A 19,276-nucleotide genomic window follows, 5' to 3' on the forward strand; every position below is an offset into this window, starting at 1 on the left:
GATCACAAGTCGCGGTGGTCCGTGCACGCCTGTAGCCATTCCGCAGGCCGGCGCGCGTTTATTTACGCGCAATCGAAACTCCGATTTCATCCGCGCGCAAATGACGTGCTTTTAAAAAGCGGCATTCAAACCGGTATTTGCTCGATGCAATTACCACGGATAGCCGTCGAATCAAAAATATATATCTGAGAGAAAAATGAAGACATCCAGTCTCAAAGGCGAAACCATTCGCATGACCGGGGCAGCCGCGGCCGTGGCCCTGCTTCTGGCGTTGAGCGCCTGCGGGGGCTCGGGCTCGGTCAACAAATCGACGGGCGGAGCAGCCAGCCATCCGGCTGCCACCGCTTCGACCGACGGCACGCAGCAGGAGCATCCCACCACCGGCGCACGCGATACCAGCACCGCGTCGAACACCGACGCAAACGCCACGACAATCGAAGCCAGCGCAGGCGGTACTGTCGGCGCGACGGTCAAGACCGGTACGGGCGGGGGTAACGGCGGTGGCGGTAACGGTAACGGCGGTGGTGGTAACGGCGGCGGAGGCGGTGGCGGCGGCAATGGTGGCAACGGCGGCACGCCCACCGTCACGCCGCAGCCGGTCGCGCAAGTGGTCGACAAGGCTAGCAACATCGTGACCGCCGCAGGCGAAACCGTCACCGGTCTCGGCACGGCTGTTGGCGGTGCAAAAGTGCCCGGCCTTTCTGACGGCACCACCAAGAACCTTGGCGGCGTCGTGCAAAACGTGGGCGCGGCGGTCTCGACGCTCGGCGACGGCGTGGGCAATGGCATCGGCTCGCTTGGCTCCAACCCGAACGCAGTCGGCACGACCGTGACGAGCGTCGGCGGCGTGGTGCAAAAACTCGGCGATGCCGTCACGAGCGGCGGAAGCGCCGTCACGGGCCTCGGCAGCGGCCCGCTTGCTCCGCTCGCCGCCATCACGACGCCCGTTGGCGCGCTCACGAGCGGTGTCGGCGGCGTGGTCTCGCAAACCGGCGGCAATCTGACGGCCGCGTTGTCCAGCGCACCTGTCCAGCAACTGACGACGCAAGCGACGACCGCCATCGCGCCGATCACCTCGATGATCGGCACCGCGACGCAGACCGTCGGCACGGCAACCGGTGTCGGCGCACCTGCCGCTGGTCTTTTGACTGCGCTCGGTTCGAACCTCGCCGCGGGCGGCCAGAAGCTGACCGCGAGCTCGAATCCGGTCACGTCCGGCACGGGCACGCTGGTTTCGGCTGTCGGCACGACGGTCGCGACCACGGGCACGCTCGTCGGCGGCAAACCGGCAACGACGCTCGGCACTTCGCTTGGCAACACCGTCACCGGCGTGACGACTGCAACCGGCACCACACCGGTCGCGGGCGTCGTGAGCGGTGTCGTATCCACCGTGGCGGGCACCGTCAACACCGTGACGTCATCGCCTGCGACGACCTCGCTGCTGGCTCCGGTCACGACCGTGGTCAGCACGGTGCTCGCGCCGGTCACAAGCGGCGTAAGAACCGCGCCCGCGACGACGACCGCGCCCGCAGCCGCCGCCACGACCACGACGGCAACTGTCACTGCTGGCGTGGGCGCAACGGCGAGCACGGGTTCGACCAACGGCGGCGTCGTGGGCGGCCTGCTGACGGGCGTCACCACGACGCTCGGCGGCGCGCTCGGCGGCCTGCGTCGCTAAGTCGAAGCAACGAAGCACGAAGCAAGACACGCAGCCTCGCGATCCTGCAAATGACCGCAACTTCGCGAGGCGTGCGTCGCGCGATCAACAGTCAGACGACATACGAAGAGAATCGGAACTGAAATGGGTACCTGGAAAACGACCGCACTCGTGGCCGCACTCGCAATGACGCAGATTGCGCACGCCCAGACACCGGCCGCCGCGCCGCGCTCGAGCGTCGGCAGCAACCCGCTCGACGCTTTACCGCAAGTGAACGCTCCGGCGCGACCGCCCTCGGTCGAAGTCGAAGTCAAGGCGCCGCAACAACAGCTTCAGGAGCTGCTCGCGCGGCACATCACGCCATCGTCGATTCAGATCGAAGGCGTGAAGTCGATTCCCTTCGATGAAGTCGCCAAACGTTTCACGTCGTTCGTGGGCACCGACATCACCATCGGGCAACTGGTGGAAACCGCGAACGGCGTGACCGCGCTCTACAGGGAACGCGGCTACGCACTCTCGTTCGCGTTCGTGCCTGCGCAGACCTTCGAGAAAGGCGTCGTGCGCGTGACGATCGTCGAGGGCTACGTATCGGACATCAAGATCAAGGGCGAGCCCGGCAATCTCGAGAAGCGCATTCGTGCGATCGCAGAGCGCATTGCCGCCGACCGTCCCTTGCGTCAAGCCACCTTCGAGCGCTATATCAACGTGCTCGGCATGATTCCCGGCGCGAAGATCGATGCCACCGTCGCGCCGCCGCAGAACACCAACGGCGCCACGACGATGGAGCTCAACGTCACGCGCAAGCGCTTCAACGTGAGCACGGGTATCGACGTGAATCATCCGGGGCTGCAGGGCATTTTCAGTGCGACGGAGAACGGGCTGCTGGGACTCGGCGAATCGATCACGGCATCCGCGCTCGCACCGAAGGGCCGCAACGATTCGACTTACTACGGCATCAATGCGATGGCGCCCGTCGGTTCCGACGGCTTCGCAATGAAAGTCGATGCCTCGCACTACTACGGCCATCCAGTCGATAACCCCGGCCTGCCTTCGTATATCGAACGCACGGTGGTGAACGACAAGCTCGCGCTGTCGGCGATCTATCCGTTCATTTTGAGCAACTCGAAGAGTCTGCTCGGCACGGCGACCGTGTACGCCACGCATGACGAAGACCGCTTGAAGAACATGATTGTCGCGGGCAATCCGCAACTTACGCAACGTTCGCAAATTCGCGTCGCGCAGTTGTCGCTCGACTACACCGGCATTCAGACAGGCGTCACGCGTCGTGTGAATGTTCAGATAGCGAAGGCATTCGATGTGCTCGGCGCATCGAAGACGGCGGAAAGCAACATCGTCGGCCTGCAACTGCAGAACCCGGTTTCGCTGACCTTCCTGCGCACGGGCGCCACCTACACGCAGACCAACGACTGGCCGTTCAAGATCGGCACGGTGGTCGCCATGACGGGGCAGTTCTCGCCAGATACCTTGCCGACCTCCGAACAGATTTCGTTCGGTGCACAGCGCTTCGCGCTGGGTTATCAACCGGGCGAAGTGTCGGGCGATTCGGGCTGGGGCGCGTCCTTCGAAGTGAACCGGCCGCTGCCACTCGAATGGGCGTATTTGAAATCGCTCACGCCGTATGCATCCGTCGACATGGCGCGCATCTTCCTGCATGGAGGTACGCCGACGCCGCGTCGCTTGTCTTCGGTGGGCATCGGCTTCCGCATTTCGGATGCGAAGCACTACAACATCGACCTCTCGGTGGCGCGTGCCATAGGCGATGCGCCCATCGAAAGTTCATCGCGTAGTCCGCGTGTCAACGCGACATTCTCGTACCAGTTGAATTGAGCGATAAGGCCTGTTTCTACGGCGTTTATCGCGCTCAAGGACAGGTACTCAGTACCGTTAAGTAGTTATTAGCAGTCGAACATAACAGAGCATTGGCGAGCAGAGAACCATGAACGACACCACGATCCGAAACACGCACGACGAATCGACCGCAAGTCGCTTCGTGCCGCGTTTCGCGCGTGATGAAGAAGGCGCCACGGCCCTCGAATTCGCGATCGTGTTTCCGCTCTTCTTTCTCATCTTCTACGCGATCGTCACCTATAGCCTCATCTTCGTCGCGCAGCAGTCGCTCACGCTCTCGGCGGAAGAAGGTGCGCGCGCCGCGTTGCGTTATCAGCGTGGCGCGACCACCGCGGCGCAAGCGCTCGATCTACGCACAGCTGCAACCTGCACCACGGCTAACGGCCTGAAGAACTGGCTCGGCTCTGCATCGACGTGTACGGCAAGCCGCGCGCCGTGTACCTACGACACGACGATGCAATGCGTCGCCGTCGCGCTGTCTTACGACTACGCATCGAATCCGCTCGTACCGACGCTGCCGCTTTTATCGCTAGCGTTGCCGGCGAAACTCACGGCGAACGCGAGCGTGCAACTCAATCCCGACAGCGTGCTTTGAACGCTGACTTTTTTTGAAGAACCGATGTCATGGCCAACGTTTCCCGCATCATTGCAATCGCACTGTTCGCGCTGGCTGCACTGCTCGGCCTCTATGCCGTCACGTTGACGCGCGCCGCGCCCGCGCCACGCGCGCCACTCGTCATGCCGGCTGCTTCGCCCGCGGTGACGGTGATCGTCGCGGCGCACGATCTCTTGCCCGGCAAGGCGCTCACCGCCGACGATCTCACCATGCAGGCGCAAGCCGTTCTGCCCACGGATGCATTTAGTTCGGCATCCATATTGCTTGGCCGTGTGCCGGTTGTACGCGTCCCGGCTGGCAGCGCGTTGACCGATGGTGCGCTCGCGGGCGGACTCACGGCGGCTATAGAACCGGGCGAGCGCGCAATCGCGATTCGCGTCGACGAATCGAACGCGGTGAACAATCTCGTGAAGCCGGGCGATGCCGTCGATGTCTTCGTCGTGTTCAAGCGCGATTCCGTGACGGACGGAGAAATCCCCGCGAGCCACGCACGCTTGCTGCTTTCGAAAGTGCGCGTGCTCGGCTTTGGCGACAGCGTCATCGCGGGCGATGCGGCCACTAATGCCGCTAACGCCACCAACGCAACGAACCATGCAACGGCCGCGCGTACCGCCGTGCTCGGCGTGCGCGTCGACGACATCGACACGCTCACGCTTGCAGAAAACAGCGGCCGTCTCTTGCTCGCGCTGCGTAATCCCGCCGATACGGCCAGCACGGACTCGCAGGCACGCAATGCATCCGCTCAGTCGCCCATAGCGCGCGCTGCGGCGGGCGTCTCGCTCGCGACACTTTCGGGCGGCACATCGCGCCCTGCGCCACCAGCTTCCGCAATGCTCGCCGGCGCGCCGATGCTCCCGCCGCTTCCCGCCGCGCTCGCAACCGGCGGTGCAGTTGCGTCGCGCAAGGTCGCGTCGGCGAGCGGCATCGAAGTCATTCGCGGCTCGCATAGCGAAACCGTGTCGAACCCCTGATTGGCCATCGAGATCATGTATCAACTTCCTCTTTCCCGCGCCGCGCGTCGTATCGCATTCGCCTGCGCACTCTCGATGCTTGCGGCCACGCCCGCAGAAGCGCGTCATTCGCACGCGTCCTCGAAGAAGCCGAACGCACAGAAGCCGCAGACGACGCCAAACCAGTCGCCCGCGCAAGCCGAAGCCATCAAACTGACCAGCGGCGCACAGAAGCCGCTCATGCTGGGACGCGCGTTGCAACGCGTCGCCGTGGGCGATCCAGCCGTCGCGGACGTGCTCGTGCTGAAGGGCAACGACGGCGTGATGCTGGTCGGCAAAGCGCCCGGCAACACCGACGTCATGCTGTGGGAACCAGGCCGCAAGACGCCGCTCACCTGGCATGTGCAAGTCGAGTCTCAAGCAAGCGCGGCACTCGTCGATGGCGCGACGCCCACCGTCAACGTGCTCGGCAACACGGCGCTCGTGCAAGGCTCGGCCGCGACGATGGAAACGCATGAACGCGCGGTCGCGGCGGCGAAGGCATCGGTGGGCAAGGACGGCGCGGTCGTCGATACCTCCATCGTTGCCACCAAGAGCGTCGTTCAGGTCGATGTCAAAGTGGTCGAGTTCAGCAAGTCGGTGTTAAAGGAAGCGGGCTTCAACCTGTTCTCGCAGAACAACGCGGGCTTTGCGTTCGGTACGTTCGCGCCGAGTTCACTCGGCAGCGCGTCGCGCAATGCGGGCGGCACACTCGATGTCACGTCCGCCTCGCCCATCGGCGCCGCGTTCAACCTGCTGCTCAATTCGAGTTCGCGTGGTCTGTTCGCCAATTTGAGCCTTCTGGAAAGCAATAATCTCGCGCGCGTGCTCGCGCAACCGACGCTCGTCGCGCTCTCCGGACAAAGCGCCAACTTCCTCGCAGGCGGTGAAATTCCCGTGCCGGTGCCGCAGTCGCTCGGCACCACGACCATCACGTACAAGCCGTATGGCGTGGGTCTCACGTTGACACCGACCGTGCTCGGACCGCATCGCATTGCGCTCAAGGTCGCGCCCGAAGCAAGCCAGCTCGACTTCGCACACGCCATCACGCTGGATGGCGTCTCGGTGCCGGCGCTCACCACGCGCCGCGCCGAAACCACCGTCGAACTCGGCGATGGCGAGAGCTTCGTGATCGGCGGACTCGTGGATCGCGAGACCGCGTCGAACGTGAGCAAGGTGCCGCTGCTCGGCGATCTGCCGATCATCGGCACGTTTTTCAAGACTTTGCAGTACTCGCAGACGGATCGCGAACTCGTGATTCTCGTCACGCCGCATCTCGTCACGCCTATCGCGAAGGGCGCAGCCGTGCCGCCGTTGCCGGGCGCGTCCGAGCAACGCGACGGCAACGTGTGGCGCAGCTTCGCGGCAGGCGCGGCATCCGATGACGAAGCACCGGGATTCTCCAAATGACCGCAGCCACGCAAAGCTTCGCGCCTGAAGCCGTATCGGCGGATGAGCGCGCACGACCTCGACTTCTGTGTGCAAGCGCGCAACCCGGACGCATCGCGCGTCTCGCCGCCGCGCTCGCCACGGTAGGCGAAGTCATGCTCGCCTCGACCGTTGCCGCGCAACTCGTGCAAGAGATTGCATCGGCCGCGCCCGCGCTCGTGTTCATCGACTTCGATACGCCCGTGGAAGCCACGATGCTCGTCGCCGAGGTTCATCGCGCGTTTCCATTGCTGCCCGTGATCGCGCTCGGTTCGGAAGCCGTCGGTGAAATCGCGCTTGCCGCAATGCGCGCGGGCGCACGCGATCTGCTCGACATCGAACCGCGCCACGCGACGCCCGAAGCCATGCAGATCGCCGCCTTGCGCGCGCTCGACATGGTGAGCCGCATCATGGCGCAAGCATCGGCAATGAGCGCGCCTGCAAGGCGCGGCAAGCTCACGGTACTGCTCGGCGCACGCACGGGCGCGGGCGTCAGCACGCTTGCGGCGAACCTTTCGGTGCTGCTGCAAAAACGCCTTGGCAAACGCAACCAGGGCGCGGCGCTGCTCGACCTCGGCCTGCCCGCCGCCGACAGCACGCTGCTGCTCGACACGCGCAGCGAACTGCATTTTCACGACGCGGTGCACAACCTGCGCCGCTTCGATGAAACCTTCGTGCATACCGCATTCGCGCGTCACGCGAGCGGCCTTGCGTTGATGACGCTGCCCGCCGATCTCGCCGAGATGCGCACCGTCTCTTACGCGGCCGCGGTCAAAACGCTCGAACGCTTGCGCGCGTTCTTCGATCATCAGGTCGTCGATCTCGGTGGCTTCTCGAATCTCGAATTCGTGAGCCATCTGATCGAAGCCGCCGACACGCTCTGGCTCGTCTGCGATGCCAACATCGCGTCGGCGGTATCGGCGGCGAGTCTTTGCACGGCGCTCGAAAGCGCGCGCGATGCCGAAAGCACGAGTCATCGCAAGCCGGAACTCATCGTCAACAAGCACGATCCGGCCTGCAATCTCGGACCCGAGGCACTCGCCGCGCGTCTTGGGCTGCCGCTCGTGGCGACGTTGCCCGCGCGTGCGCAAGCACTCGTGCGCGCGGTGAATCAAGGTCAATTGCTCGGCGATACCGCGCCCGCCGATCCCTACGTCCGCGCCGTCGATGCCCTCGCCGCGCAACTCGCGGGAGAGCCCGTGCGCGCGTCGAACGATGTCGCGCCCGCAAGCCTCGCCCGTTTGTCGGCCAGACTTTTCAAGCGAGCCTAAGCGATGATCTCTTCCTTCGATCAGGATGTTGCCTTCGCGAGCGAAGCAGGCCCCGAAACCGTGGCCTTCGCTCACTCGCAACAGTTCCAGGATGTGGCGAGCGCCGCGCACGAGCATCTGCTTACGCGCATCGAGGAATTGGGCGCCGAGTTCGGCCGCTGGTCGCGTCAGGCGATTCAACAGTTCGTCGATACGGAAATGGACAGCTTCGTGCGGCAACGGCGCATACCGCTCAACGAAAGCGAAGTGCGCCTGGTCGCCGCCGCGTTGACTAAAGAGCTCGCAGGTTTCGGTCCGATAGAAGACTTGCTCGCCGATGCCGCCGTGGAAGACATCCTCATCAACGGCTATAGCGACGTGTACGTTTCGCGTCACGGCATGCTCGAAAAAGTGCCCGTGCGTTTCGCGGACAATGCGCATTTGCTGCGTATCGTGCGGCGCATTCTCGCGCCTATCGGCAGACGGCTCGACGAGTCGAACCCGATGGTCGACGCGCGTCTGCCCGATGGCGGCCGCCTGAACGTGATCATCGAACCGTTGTCGATAGACGGACCAGTGATCTCCATCCGCAAGTTTCGCCGCGACCCTTTGCGTCCCGACGATCTGCTAGCCAACGGCACGTTCGATGAAAACATCTCGGCGGTGCTGAAGGCTGCCGTCGAAGCGCGCTGCAATATTTTGGTCTCGGGCGGCACGAGTTCGGGCAAGACATCGCTGCTCAACGCGCTCGCGTTCTTCATCCCGAAGCACGAACGCGTCGTGACTATCGAGGACACCGCCGAGTTGTCGCTCAATCATCCGCATGTGGTGCGGCTCGAAAGCCGTCCGGGCGGCTTCGATGGCGCGGGCGTCGTCGCTATCCGCGATCTCTTGCGCAATACGTTGCGGATGCGGCCGGACCGCATCATCGTGGGCGAAGTGCGCGGCGGCGAAGTGCTCGAAATGCTTCAGGCGATGAACACCGGCCACGATGGCTCGATGGGAACCGTGCACGCGAGTTCGCCGCGCGAGTGTCTTTATCGACTGGAGATGCTTGCGGGTTTTGCCGGCTTTCAGGGCACCGAAGCCAGCTTGCGCCGGCAGATCGCCAATGCCATCGACTTCATCGTGCAAATCGGGCGGCTCTCGAACGGCAAGCGGCGCATTCTCTCGGTGACGGAAGTGACCGGCCTGTCCGACGACATCATCGCGACGCAAGAGCTTTATCGCTATGAAGCGGTCACGTCGGCGGATGGCGCCGATACGGACAATTGGGCCTCGCTCGGACTGCAACCGCATTCACCGAAGCTTGCGAAGTTCCGTCAGTCGCTTGCCGCCTTGACGCGCGCCGAAGACTTCCCGCCGCAGGAAGGCCGCTTCAATTTCAGCGGAGGCTTCGGTGTCTAGCGGAATCGCACTCGTCTGCATGATCGCCGTGCTGTGCGCCGCAAGCGGCATGCTGCTGTGGATGCGCGGCTTGCAAAAACGCGACGCACGCCTCGCGCAGCATTTCTTCACGCGTCAGATGCAAACGGCAGGTACGCAGACACCGTTGCCGCCGCTTTCCGCGCGCGTGGCGCAAGCGCAGCATCGGCAAGCGGGTGAAGCCGTCGCGCCGCGCAGCGACGTTCATCGCGCGATAGAGCGCGTCATGGGCGAACTCGGCGCGCTCTTTCACCGCGCAAGCGTGCGCAAGCCGCGCGCGGCGCTCACCATGTGGGCGGCGTTCACCGGCGTGGCGGCGCTCGTATGCTGGACGCGTATCGGCATGGTGATGGCGCTCGTTGCCATCGCGATGTCGGCGGTCGGCTTCTACGCGATCCTCACGTGGCGCGCGCAGAAACGCAATCAACGCATCGTGCGCCAGTTGCCTTCGTTTCTCGAAGGCATCGTGCGGCTCGTGACCATCGGCAATAGCGTTCCGGCGGCTTTTCAAGGTGCGGCCGCATCCGCCGACGATCCATTGCGCGAGTGCCTCGAACAGGTCATGCCGCGTCTGAAGGGCGGCGCGGATATCGATCAGGCGTTGACGGCCGTCGCGCGCATGTATCGCGTGGAGCAGTTCGAACTGATCGGCTCGGTGTTGCGCATCTCGGTCAAATTCGGTGGCCGCTCGGACGTAATGCTCGAACGCATGGCCGCGTTCATGCGCGATCTCGAACAGGCGGATCGTGAACTCGTCGCGCTATCCACCGAGACGCGGCTTTCGTCGTGGGTACTCGGCTCGCTGCCGGTCGGACTCGGCGCCGCGATCATCCTGCTGAACCCCGCCTACTTCGATGCAATGTGGACGGACGTGCTCGGCAAGAAGCTCGTCTACGGCGCGTTCGCTCTGCAGACGCTCGGCGCGTTCCTGCTGTATCGCCTCGCGCGTCTGCGCGATTGAAACAACACATGGACAACAGCATCGTGCCCGCTCAATTCGTTATCGCGCTTGCCGCCGTCGCCGCCGCACTCGGTTGCGTGCTTATCGGCGTGAACGCGTTCTCGCGGACCTTACGCTCGCGCCGCGCGTCCGGCGTGCTCGAACGCGCGCTCGACCGTCAGAGTGCGCCCGTGCAAAAAGACGACGCAAACCGGCGACCATTTCCGCGCTTTTTCTCGCTCACGGGAATGGCTCATGTCGTCGGCTCGAAGTGGCTCGAATCGCGGCTCGGACGGATGATCGTCGCCGACGAAGACCGCCGCCTGCTCGACCGCTGCGGCCATACCGATGCAAGCTCCCGCGCCCGCTTTCTCGCCGCGCGGCTCGTTGCATCGTTCGTGCTACCGGCCTTCGTCGTGTTCGCATCGCACGGCAATGTGCACGGCTCGCGCTTCATGCTGACGTGCTTCGCCGCGCTCCTCGTAGGCTTCATGGCGCCGAAGTGGTATGTGAAGCGCAAGGCAACGAAGCGGCAACGGTCGATCATCGGTGAATTGCCGATGTTCGTCGACCTGTTGCGCATTCTTCAGGGCGTGGGACTTTCGCTCGATCAGAGCATCTCGGTCATCGTCAGCGACTTTGCCAAGGTGATGCCGATTCTCACGCAGGAACTCGCGCTCGCGCAACGGCAATACGCAACGGGCCGCACGCGTGAGCAGGCCATGAAACGCCTTGCCACGAGCTACGAAAGCGACGATCTCGCCGCCGTGCTGCGCCTCATGATTCAAATCGAACAGCATGGCGGCGCGGTGCAGGAACCGCTGCGGCAATTCGGCGACCGGCTGCGCGAAATGCGCCGCACGGGCCTGCGCGAACGCATCGGCAAATTGACCGTGAAGATGACGGGCGTGATGGTGCTGACGCTCTTGCCCGCGCTTCTCATCATGACGGCGGGGCCGGGCTTCATCGCCGTATTCCATTCGCTGGCCGGCTTGCACAGGTAACGCGGCCAACCTTTTCAACGAGATCAGACATGAACTTCACGACCCACGCGCGCATCGGCGCCATTCTTCTCTGTGCCTTGCTTGGCGCATGCGCCTCGAAGCAGGATCGCGGCTATGGTCTCGGCGCGCAGGCCGAGCACGAAGCAACGCTCGAACGCACGAACCGTGAGAGCGCGTTGCCCGACACGCCCGGCATGTATCTGGCGTTGATCGACAAGATGCAGAGCGAAGGGATGTTCTATGCATCGCTCGCGCATATCGACGCTTACGAGAAGCGCTTCAACCGCTCCGCCGATTCCACCTTGCGCCGCGCCGATGCATTGCGGCAGACGGGACAAGCGGCCGCGAGCCGCGCCGCGTACGAAGCGCTTTTGTCGACGCCGCTCGCCGCGCGTGGCTATCGTGGACTGGGCTTGCTGTCGGGTCAGTCAGGCGATTTCGACGCGGCCGCCGCGCAATTCGCGCACGCCTCCGATCTCGCCCCGACCGATGCGCCGATTCTTTCCGATCTCGGTTATGCACTGCTGCGTGCAGGCGATGTGGAGGGCGCGCGCGTGCCGCTGATGAAGGCGTCCGAACTCGCGCCGAACAGCACGAAGACCATGAGCAATGTGGCGTTGTATCTGCTCGCGAGCGGTCAGGCCGCGAATGCGCAGAGCCTGATGACGCAGCAGAAGTTTTCGCCGAACGCGCAGCAGGCTATTGCCGACGATGCAAAACGCGTCGCGGATGCGGCGCGCTCGCATCGCCCGGCAAGCATGGCCAGCGCAGCGCTGTGAGGAACTACGCCGCGGCGCTGACGGCCGCCATGCGCCGCGCCGCGAGTTCGGCTTCGGCCGATATGGGCGCGAAGCGAAAGCCGTTGCGGCCCTTGCGCTTGGCTTCGTACATGGCGCGGTCGGCTTCCGCGAGCATCGTTTCCGTGGATGTCGCATAACCCGCCGCGCACATCGCGATACCCACGCTCGTGCCGAGCTGCGCCTCGCGCTGACCCAGATCGAACGTCTTGCCGATAGCGCGGCAGATATCCTGCGCGATACGGCTGCAAGCACTCGCCGATGCAATGTCGCGCGCCAGCAAGACAAACTCGTCGCCCGCGAGGCGGCAGACCAGATCGGTCGCGCGCGTCGCTTTCTTCAGGCGGTGCGCGACTTGTCTCAGCAAGGCATCGCCCGCGTCGTGACCGTACTGGTCGTTGATGGCTTTAAAACCGTCGAGGTCCATGAAGAAGAGCGCAAACGGAATTTCTTCATCGCGCGCGGAGTGCACCGCCAGCGACAGCTGCTCTTGTAACGCGCGGCGGTTCGGCAGGCCGGTCAATGCATCGAGCATGATTTCCGAATGCATTTGATTCTCGCGCTGCTTGCGCTCCGTGATGTCCTGCGACATCACATAGAAGCCGACCACCTTGCCGCGCTCCATGTCGGGAATATAAGTCGCGCTCCACACACGTCCGGATTCCACGTTGTAGACGATATCCTCATGCGTCACGCGCTCGCCTGCCAGCACGCGCTGGAACAGCGGATAACTGCGCTCGAAAACTTCATCGCCCACGGTCTCGCGAACAGACTTGCCGCGCAGCGCCATGGGATCGAAGCCGAATACATCGCGATACACCTCGTTGTTGAAGCGGTAGCAGAGATTCGCATCGACGTGAGCGATCAGAATCGGCAGGTTGTCCGTGATCGTCTGCAACGCCATGCGGCTGCTCGTCAGTTCGCAGGTGCGTTCGAGTACGCGGCGTTCAAGTTCCTGCTGATAGTCGCGCAAAAGCTGCTCGCTATGTTTGCGGCTCGTGATGTCCTGCATGACACTCACGAAGTGGCTCGGCGTGCCGTCGTGATCGCGCAATAGCGCGACGCTCAGGTGAATCCACACGGTGCCGCCATCTCGTTTGCGATAGCGTTTTTCAAGCGAATACGTTTGACGCGCACCACTCAGCAGTTCCGCGACGAGTTGCAAGTCGGCGGCAAGATCCGCTTCTTCCGTGATCTCCTGGAAGGTCATGTGCACGAGTTCGCTCGCGCTGTAGCCGGTGATCTCGCACAGCTTCGGATTCACTTCGATGAAGCGCCCGTCGAGATCGACGATAGCCTTGCCCGTCGGCGTCTGCTGGAAGATCGTATGGAAGCGCGTTTCCGAAAGCCTCAAACGGCGGCGGTCGTTCTCCTGGACTTCGCGCGTATCACGGGCCGCTTCGCGTTGCACGAGTTCGCGCTCGACTGTCGCCGCCAGATCGCACAGCGCGGCACGCAGATTGGCGGACAACGTGCGCGGCTTCGTATCGATGGCGCAGAGTGTGCCGAGCACGAGACCTTCGGCCGAACGCAGCGGCACGCCCGCATAAAAGCGCACGAAGGGCTCGCCCGTGACGAGCGGATTGCTCGCGAAGCGTTCATCCGCGAGGGCGTCATCGACGACGAGAAGCGCCTCGGAATGCACCGCATGCGAACAGAACGACACGTCGCGCGCGGTTTCGCACACGTCGAGCCCTACTCGCGACTTGAACCACTGCCGGTGTTCATCGACGAGCGACACCAGCACGATAGGCACCTGCAACAGCTCCGCGACGACGCGCGTAATGCGGTCGAATACTTCTTCTGGCGGCGTATCGAGCACGTCGATACTCCGCAATAATCGCAGCCTCTTTTTTTCGTTCGCGGGCAGCGGCGCTACATGCCATGTATTCACGATCGGTCGAATGCTCGTTACGGTTGCGATGAACCGTTGCGCTGTCTGGCGACGCAACGGGGGTTTCTTGCATCGCACTCTAACGTTCTCGAATGAAAACCAATTCGCCGATTAGGGGCTTTTTCACGCCGTTTATCCGGCGCTTCGTGGAGTTCAAACGTCGACGATCACCGCGTCGGGCCACATCAGCAGCTCGAATTGCGCGGGCGGCACGGGCTCCGAATACAGGAAACCTTGCGCGAAATCGCAGCCCACGGCCGCGAGGAAATCGCGTTGCTCGATCGTCTCCACGCCTTCGGCAATCACCTTCAGGCCGAGCTTGTGCGCGAGTCCGACCATCGCTTCGCAAAGCGCCTGGTTGTCCCGGTCGGAATCGAGGTTGTGCACGAACGAGCGGTCGATCTTCAGATAATCGATGTCGAAGCGCGTCAGGTAAGCCAGCGATGAATAGCCGGTGCCGAAGTCGTCGATGGAAATGCGGATGCCCGCATCGCGGAAAGCCAGCAGCTTTTCGTCGATGTTTGCTTCGGCATGCAGCAACAGACCTTCGGTGATCTCCACCGCGACGCTTTGCGCGGACATGCCGTGGCGGGCGAGATAGTCGGACCACTCCGTGCAAATCTGGCTGTCGTGCCGAATCTGCACCGGCGACATGTTGATACTGATCTGGAAGTCTTGATGAAAGCGCTCGCGCCAGTCGCGCGCCTGATGCGCCGCCTGCCTGAACACCCAGTCGCCGATGGGCACGATCAGCCCCGTATCCTCGGCAAGCGGAATGAACTCCAGCGGGCTGATGGTGCCGCGTTCCGGATGCAGCCAGCGAATCAGCGCCTCGGCCTTATGAATTTCCCCGGTCGCGAGATCGACGATCGGTTGATAGTAGACGCGGAATTGCTCTTCGGCCAAGGCGGTGCGCAGATCGCTCGTAAGCCGCAGGCGCTTTTCCGCTGCCACTTGCAGGTCGGGCGTGAAGTAGCTGAAGCGATTGCGCCCGGCGTTCTTGGCCGCGTACATCGCCTGATCGGCATTCTTGAAGAGCACGTCGAGTTCGCCCGCGTCGTCCGGATAAAACGTCACACCCACGCTTGCGGAAATGAACGCCTCGTCGGGACCGAGCGTGAACGGCTCCGCCAAGGTGTCGATGATCGTGCGCGCCATCTCTTCGATGCTTTTGCTGTCGTCATCCACGTTCGGCACGATCACCGTGAATTCGTCGCCGCCTAGACGGGCGACCGTATCGGTGCCGCGCACGCAGGACGTGATGCGGCGCGCGGCTTCGATCAGCAGGACATCGCCCGTGTCGTGACCAAGCGAGTCGTTCACTTCCTTGAAGCGGTCGAGGTCGATCAACATCAGCGCCATGCGCCGCCCCGACAGACGCGACATGCGCGCTTCGTATTCCAGCCGGCTCAGGAACATCTGCCGGTTTGGAAGATGCGTGAGCGCATCGAAGTTGGCCTGCTTCCAGATGGTCGCTTCGAAAGCCACGCGCTCGGAGATATCGCGGCCCACCACGAGCACGGAGATTACCTTGCCCGACCAGTCGATTTCCGGCGTCAGGCGAAAGTGCGTGCACTGCTCCTCGCCGTCGCTCGTCACCGCGCGCAGTTCGAATTGCGCGCTTCGTGCGCTCGCAATCACTTCGCGTACGCGTTCCTCGTAGAGTTGCGCGTTCGGACCGCCCGGAATTTCGGAAGGCCGCCTGCCGAGCAGTTCGCCAGGATTGCGCCCGGTCCACGCACAGAACGCCGGATTGGCATAGATACGCCTCAGATTGCGGTCGTATCGCGTGATCGTGTCCGGCGAGTTCGTGATGAGCGTGCGCGATTCCTGTTCGCGCGTCACCAGTTCCGCCGTGCGTTCGATGACAGCCTGTTCGAGCGTCGTGTTGATCTCGTTGATCTTCTGGATCTTCTGCTTGATCGCTTCGCGCATTTTCTCGAAGCGTTGCGCGAGCCGGCCGAGTTCGTCTTTCGCGTCGTCCGTATGGTCTTGCGAAGGCGCGCCTGCGTCGGTGCCGGCATCGTTCATCTTGCGCACGAGGTCCTTGAGCGGCGCCGAGATGCTGTAAGAGATGAAGTACGCGAGGATGATCGAAAGCAGAAAGCCCGAGATACCGACCAGCATGATCTGGTTGCGCACGGACTGCACTTGCGCGGTCAGTTTCTCCTCGGGAATGGTGCTGACCACGAACCAGTTGGTGCCGGGAATGCGCGTGTAAGCCGCGAAATAGCGGTCCTGCCGCGTGCCTTCAAAGGGCACGAAACCGTTCGGCTGCGCGCCATCCCGCGTGTGCGCGATCTTCTCGACGAGGTCTTTCGCGGCGGATGCATCGGTGCTTGCGCCGCCTTCCGCGCGCACGATCACCTTGTTGTTGCCGGCATCGAGTACATAGATTTCGGTCTTGTTGCCGAGCGCGACGTCGGAGAAGATCGTCGAGAAATGCTCGGGGCGAATCACCAGCACGAGATTCCCGATTTGCCGATTGTTGTTCTTGCCAAAGATCGCGCGCACCATGCCGAGATTTTGCTGGCCGACGCCGTCGTCATAACTGCCCCAATAAGGGCGTCCGTTACGATCGGGCACCTGAGCGACTAGACGCGTGACGCCGCGCGACAATTGCGCGAACGCCTGTGTATCCAAAATGCGGTTATGCTGATCCAGCAAATACTTCTGGTTGATATAACCGAGCGAACCATAGTGATCCAGCAAGAGGCGCGTCATGTCCTGCCGCGCTTCGCTGCGTTCCTTTGCGCTGCCATTCGCAGCCTTGGTCAATGCACCCTGCACGCGATCCGACAACACGAGCAATGCACTTTCCGTTTCCAGTTGCTCCATGCGCAGCGCGATATTGCGCGATACCTGCTTCACCACTTCCTTCGAAAACATCTCCGCATTCTGTTTGATCGCGGCCGTCGATTCCACGTAGGAGATATAGCCCGAAATCAGAATGGGCAGCAGCGCAACCAGAATGAATGCCGCGATCAGGCGATAGCGAATCTCGACGCGTCTCAGAAGATCTAGAGACAGCAATTCGAACGCGCGTCGTAGCGAACCAAGGATTGAGCTCATTTGTAATGCATCTTTGCTTCGTTCTTGACTGACTCATCCAGGAGGCGCGCGGCCTGCCGGGGCGTGATCTTTCCGAGCAGCACATCCTGCATCAGACGATGCAGCCGCTCGATCGAATTGGACGGCAGCACCGAATAATACGGGCTGGATGTCACGGGGTAATGACTGACCATGACGGTGTATTCGGCAATTTTCGGATCGCTCAGACTGGCGTCCGACGCCTGCGTGAATGGCGCGATATTGCGGCGTTTTCTCTGCATCACCGAAAAGCCCTTGCCCGCGATGAAATCCAGGAAACGCGTGGCAGCCGCTTTATTCGCCGTTTCGCAAACCGCGAAGCCCGTCTCGCTGCCGACGACCGGCACCGCTTCCTTGCCCGGCGCATTCCACGGCGGCACGAATACGCCGACTTCGAAGGGATTGCCGTGCAGCAAAAGACCGGCGGCCCAGCTTCCATGAAACGCCATCGCGACTTCGCCGTCCTTGAATAGACGGATGCCTTCGTCGTAATCGGTTGCCATATAACCGTCCTGCACGTAGTGACGCGCGGGCAATAAAAGAATCTTCGAGAAGATATCGGCGACTTCGGGCGTATTCAAATCGAGCGTACCGTCCGCGATTCTCGCTTTCCATGCCGGATCGCGGGCTACGACGTTATCCGCGAAGCCGGAGCCGAAAGGACCATTACCGAGCATGTTCGGAAAACCGCCGTTCCACATGATCGGTGTGAATCCCGCGCGTTTGAGTTGTGCGCAGGCGGCGAGAAACTCGCGGAAATTGGTCGGCGGCTGTTTTATGCCGGCGAGTGCGAACATCGCCTCGTTGTAATAGATGAGCGTCGTCGCCACGCCGCCGGATATGCCGAAGTGCCGGCCTTGACGGCTCGTCCAATCGCTCTTGAGCGGCGTGAGCATGGCTTTCCAAGCCGCCGTATTCCCGACATCCGCGAGAATGCCTTGATCGGCCAGTTCGGCGGCGTAAGCGTTTGGATTGACGCTCACGAAATCCGGCAGATTGCCCGATGCCACGCGCGGCTTGATATTTTCTTCAACGGAATTGCCGATCATGAACTGCACGTTCACGCGGATGTCGGGATTCAACTTGTTGAATTGCGCCGCGATCTGGAGCATTTCTTCCGTCCAGTCGGGCGCCCAGACGAGCGCGGAGATCGTCGTGACCTCGTGCGCGGCTGCCGCGTCATTCGCGGGATCAGCGGACGTGGCGCGGTCGTCCTGACGGCAGCCCGCGAAGGACAGCAGTATCAGGCTCAAGAAACCCGCCAGCAGGGAAGCAAGCCCGATTCGTCGCACTTGCGCTTCGCTCGTTGTGTTTGTGTTGTTGTTGGACCGGATCGGCTGCGGTGTTGCGACGCAATTTGCCGATGCAGCACCAGCACTGCTTATCGGCAAACAATTTCAGTTCTTTAGTGACAACGCGCCGCTATTGCGCGACAGCGATGCTCGTTGACTTCAGGCCGCGGACGCCTGGTTGCTCTCGGGCGTGGACGATGCGGCGCCGTTTTGCGGATCGAGCGCGCCAGTCGGTTTGCTCGCGGCCGATTTCTTTCGCGGTACCGCGACGCGCTTTGTCGCGGTCGGCGCCTTGCGTGCCGTCTTGCTTGCCGCGTTGGCTTTGGTTTTCTTTGCCGCTGTTTTCTTTGCCGCTATTTTCTTTACGGCGGTTTTTTTAACAGCCGCTTTCTTTGCTGCGGTTTTCTTGACGGCCGCTTTCTTTTCCACGGCTTTTTTAGCAGTCTTAGCCGCTTTGCCGATTAGATAAACAGAACGATCGCTTGCGCTTGCGATCCAGCCAGGTGCGCGGCCATGTCCGGTCCAGGTCGCGCCGCTTTCGGGATCTCTATATTGCGCGACGCCTGCGTTTTTGCTGGAAGCGCGCTTTTTGGCGCCCGTCTTGACGACGCTGCTCGCTAAAGCCTCGCTCTTATCAATCAGAAATTTGCTGCGATTCTTCACGCTCGCAATCCATTTCGGCGGTCTTGCGCGGCCGCTCCATGTTTCGCCGGTTTTCGGATTGCGATATTTGACAGCGACTTTGCTATTGCCAGCCGACCCGGTTTGATCGCCCGCGTCCTTCGATGCGAGCGCCGTGCCCTGTCTGCGTTTGCGCGCGGCGTTTTCAATGTCGGACGTAGTGAGCCCATGCTCGAGCATGAGATTGCGAATCTGGTCGACCACCTTCTGCGCCTGCTTTGCGATGATGGCATCGGCCTGCTTTTGCAGCTTTTGTATTCTCGATTGAATCTGCTTGATGGTCGTCATGGCGCAGTTCCTTTGGAATGTTTGTGCTGAACTATGCCATCAAATCGGGACGCATA

The 19,276-nt window shown here is 62.3% G+C and carries 14 protein-coding genes; 10 read left to right on the forward strand and 4 right to left on the reverse strand.

Going from position 1 to position 19,276, the window contains the following annotated elements:
- The first annotated feature begins 196 nt into the window (after positions 1 to 196).
- The 10 genes from NCT03_RS21360 (at position 197) to NCT03_RS21405 (ending at position 11,957) form a co-directional block, all read left to right on the forward strand.
- Positions 197 to 1,678, forward strand: a complete 1,482-nt coding sequence (locus NCT03_RS21360; RefSeq protein ID WP_250493821.1) for a collagen-like triple helix repeat-containing protein — start codon at positions 197 to 199, stop codon at positions 1,676 to 1,678.
- Positions 1,679 to 1,789: 111 nt separating this feature from the next.
- The gene (locus NCT03_RS21365; protein WP_502800408.1) at positions 1,790 to 3,505 is read left to right on the forward strand and encodes a ShlB/FhaC/HecB family hemolysin secretion/activation protein; all 1,716 of its coding nucleotides are present in this window, start codon (positions 1,790 to 1,792) and stop codon (positions 3,503 to 3,505) included.
- 109 nt (positions 3,506 to 3,614) lie between these two features.
- Positions 3,615 to 4,121 (forward strand): TadE/TadG family type IV pilus assembly protein, encoded by a 507-nt coding sequence (locus NCT03_RS21370; protein ID WP_244831917.1) that lies wholly within the window; start codon positions 3,615 to 3,617, stop codon positions 4,119 to 4,121.
- Between the two features lie 29 nt (positions 4,122 to 4,150).
- The gene (gene cpaB, locus NCT03_RS21375; RefSeq protein WP_250493823.1) at positions 4,151 to 5,113 is read left to right on the forward strand and encodes a Flp pilus assembly protein CpaB; all 963 of its coding nucleotides are present in this window, start codon (positions 4,151 to 4,153) and stop codon (positions 5,111 to 5,113) included.
- A gap of 15 nt (positions 5,114 to 5,128) precedes the next feature.
- Positions 5,129 to 6,541 (forward strand): type II and III secretion system protein family protein, encoded by a 1,413-nt coding sequence (locus NCT03_RS21380; RefSeq protein ID WP_244831919.1) that lies wholly within the window; start codon positions 5,129 to 5,131, stop codon positions 6,539 to 6,541.
- The gene (locus NCT03_RS21385; protein WP_250467768.1) at positions 6,538 to 7,830 is read left to right on the forward strand and encodes a CpaE/TadZ family protein; all 1,293 of its coding nucleotides are present in this window, start codon (positions 6,538 to 6,540) and stop codon (positions 7,828 to 7,830) included. Before NCT03_RS21380 ends, NCT03_RS21385 begins: the two co-directional genes overlap by 4 nt.
- A gap of 3 nt (positions 7,831 to 7,833) precedes the next feature.
- Entirely contained in the window at positions 7,834 to 9,216 is a 1,383-nt protein-coding gene (locus tag NCT03_RS21390) for a TadA family conjugal transfer-associated ATPase (protein WP_250493824.1), read from the forward strand.
- Entirely contained in the window at positions 9,209 to 10,195 is a 987-nt protein-coding gene (locus tag NCT03_RS21395; RefSeq protein WP_250467770.1) for a type II secretion system F family protein, read from the forward strand. The genes NCT03_RS21390 and NCT03_RS21395 overlap by 8 nt, the downstream gene beginning before the upstream one ends.
- A gap of 8 nt (positions 10,196 to 10,203) precedes the next feature.
- Positions 10,204 to 11,178, forward strand: coding sequence for a type II secretion system F family protein (locus NCT03_RS21400; protein WP_250493825.1), 975 nt, complete (start codon positions 10,204 to 10,206; stop codon positions 11,176 to 11,178).
- Between the two features lie 29 nt (positions 11,179 to 11,207).
- Positions 11,208 to 11,957, forward strand: coding sequence for a tetratricopeptide repeat protein (locus NCT03_RS21405; RefSeq protein ID WP_250493826.1), 750 nt, complete (start codon positions 11,208 to 11,210; stop codon positions 11,955 to 11,957).
- Positions 11,958 to 11,961: 4 nt separating this feature from the next.
- Here the strand turns inward: NCT03_RS21405 and NCT03_RS21410 are convergent, their stop codons facing one another.
- The 4 genes from NCT03_RS21410 to NCT03_RS34410 form a co-directional block, all read right to left on the reverse strand.
- Entirely contained in the window at positions 11,962 to 13,797 is a 1,836-nt protein-coding gene (locus NCT03_RS21410; RefSeq protein ID WP_244831925.1) for a diguanylate cyclase domain-containing protein, read from the reverse strand.
- A 225-nt stretch (positions 13,798 to 14,022) separates the two neighbouring features.
- Positions 14,023 to 16,941: a bifunctional diguanylate cyclase/phosphodiesterase gene (locus NCT03_RS21415; protein ID WP_250493827.1), complete on the reverse strand. Its 2,919-nt coding sequence runs from the start codon at positions 16,939 to 16,941 to the stop codon at positions 14,023 to 14,025.
- Positions 16,938 to 18,212 (reverse strand): extracellular solute-binding protein, encoded by a 1,275-nt coding sequence (locus NCT03_RS21420; protein WP_250493828.1) that lies wholly within the window; start codon positions 18,210 to 18,212, stop codon positions 16,938 to 16,940. Before NCT03_RS21420 ends, NCT03_RS21415 begins: the two co-directional genes overlap by 4 nt.
- A 198-nt stretch (positions 18,213 to 18,410) precedes the next feature.
- Positions 18,411 to 19,220 (reverse strand): H-NS family nucleoid-associated regulatory protein, encoded by an 810-nt coding sequence (locus tag NCT03_RS34410; protein WP_284503403.1) that lies wholly within the window; start codon positions 19,218 to 19,220, stop codon positions 18,411 to 18,413.
- Positions 19,221 to 19,276 lie beyond the last annotated feature (56 nt).

Source organism: Caballeronia sp. GAWG1-1 (assembly GCF_023631465.1).
Lineage (GTDB): Bacteria > Pseudomonadota > Gammaproteobacteria > Burkholderiales > Burkholderiaceae > Caballeronia.

Coding starts and splice junctions, on each gene's coding strand:
- NCT03_RS21380 (WP_244831919.1), top strand. CDS start 5,129: ATGTATCAACTTCCTCTTTCCCGCGCCGCGCGTCGTATCGCATTCGCC.
- NCT03_RS21370 (WP_244831917.1), top strand. CDS start 3,615: ATGAACGACACCACGATCCGAAACACGCACGACGAATCGACCGCAAGT.
- NCT03_RS21405 (WP_250493826.1), top strand. CDS start 11,208: ATGAACTTCACGACCCACGCGCGCATCGGCGCCATTCTTCTCTGTGCC.
- NCT03_RS21390 (WP_250493824.1), top strand. CDS start 7,834: ATGATCTCTTCCTTCGATCAGGATGTTGCCTTCGCGAGCGAAGCAGGC.
- NCT03_RS34410 (WP_284503403.1), bottom strand. CDS start 19,220: ATGACGACCATCAAGCAGATTCAATCGAGAATACAAAAGCTGCAAAAG.
- NCT03_RS21415 (WP_250493827.1), bottom strand. CDS start 16,941: ATGAGCTCAATCCTTGGTTCGCTACGACGCGCGTTCGAATTGCTGTCT.
- cpaB (WP_250493823.1), top strand. CDS start 4,151: ATGGCCAACGTTTCCCGCATCATTGCAATCGCACTGTTCGCGCTGGCT.
- NCT03_RS21360 (WP_250493821.1), top strand. CDS start 197: ATGAAGACATCCAGTCTCAAAGGCGAAACCATTCGCATGACCGGGGCA.
- NCT03_RS21400 (WP_250493825.1), top strand. CDS start 10,204: ATGGACAACAGCATCGTGCCCGCTCAATTCGTTATCGCGCTTGCCGCC.
- NCT03_RS21385 (WP_250467768.1), top strand. CDS start 6,538: ATGACCGCAGCCACGCAAAGCTTCGCGCCTGAAGCCGTATCGGCGGAT.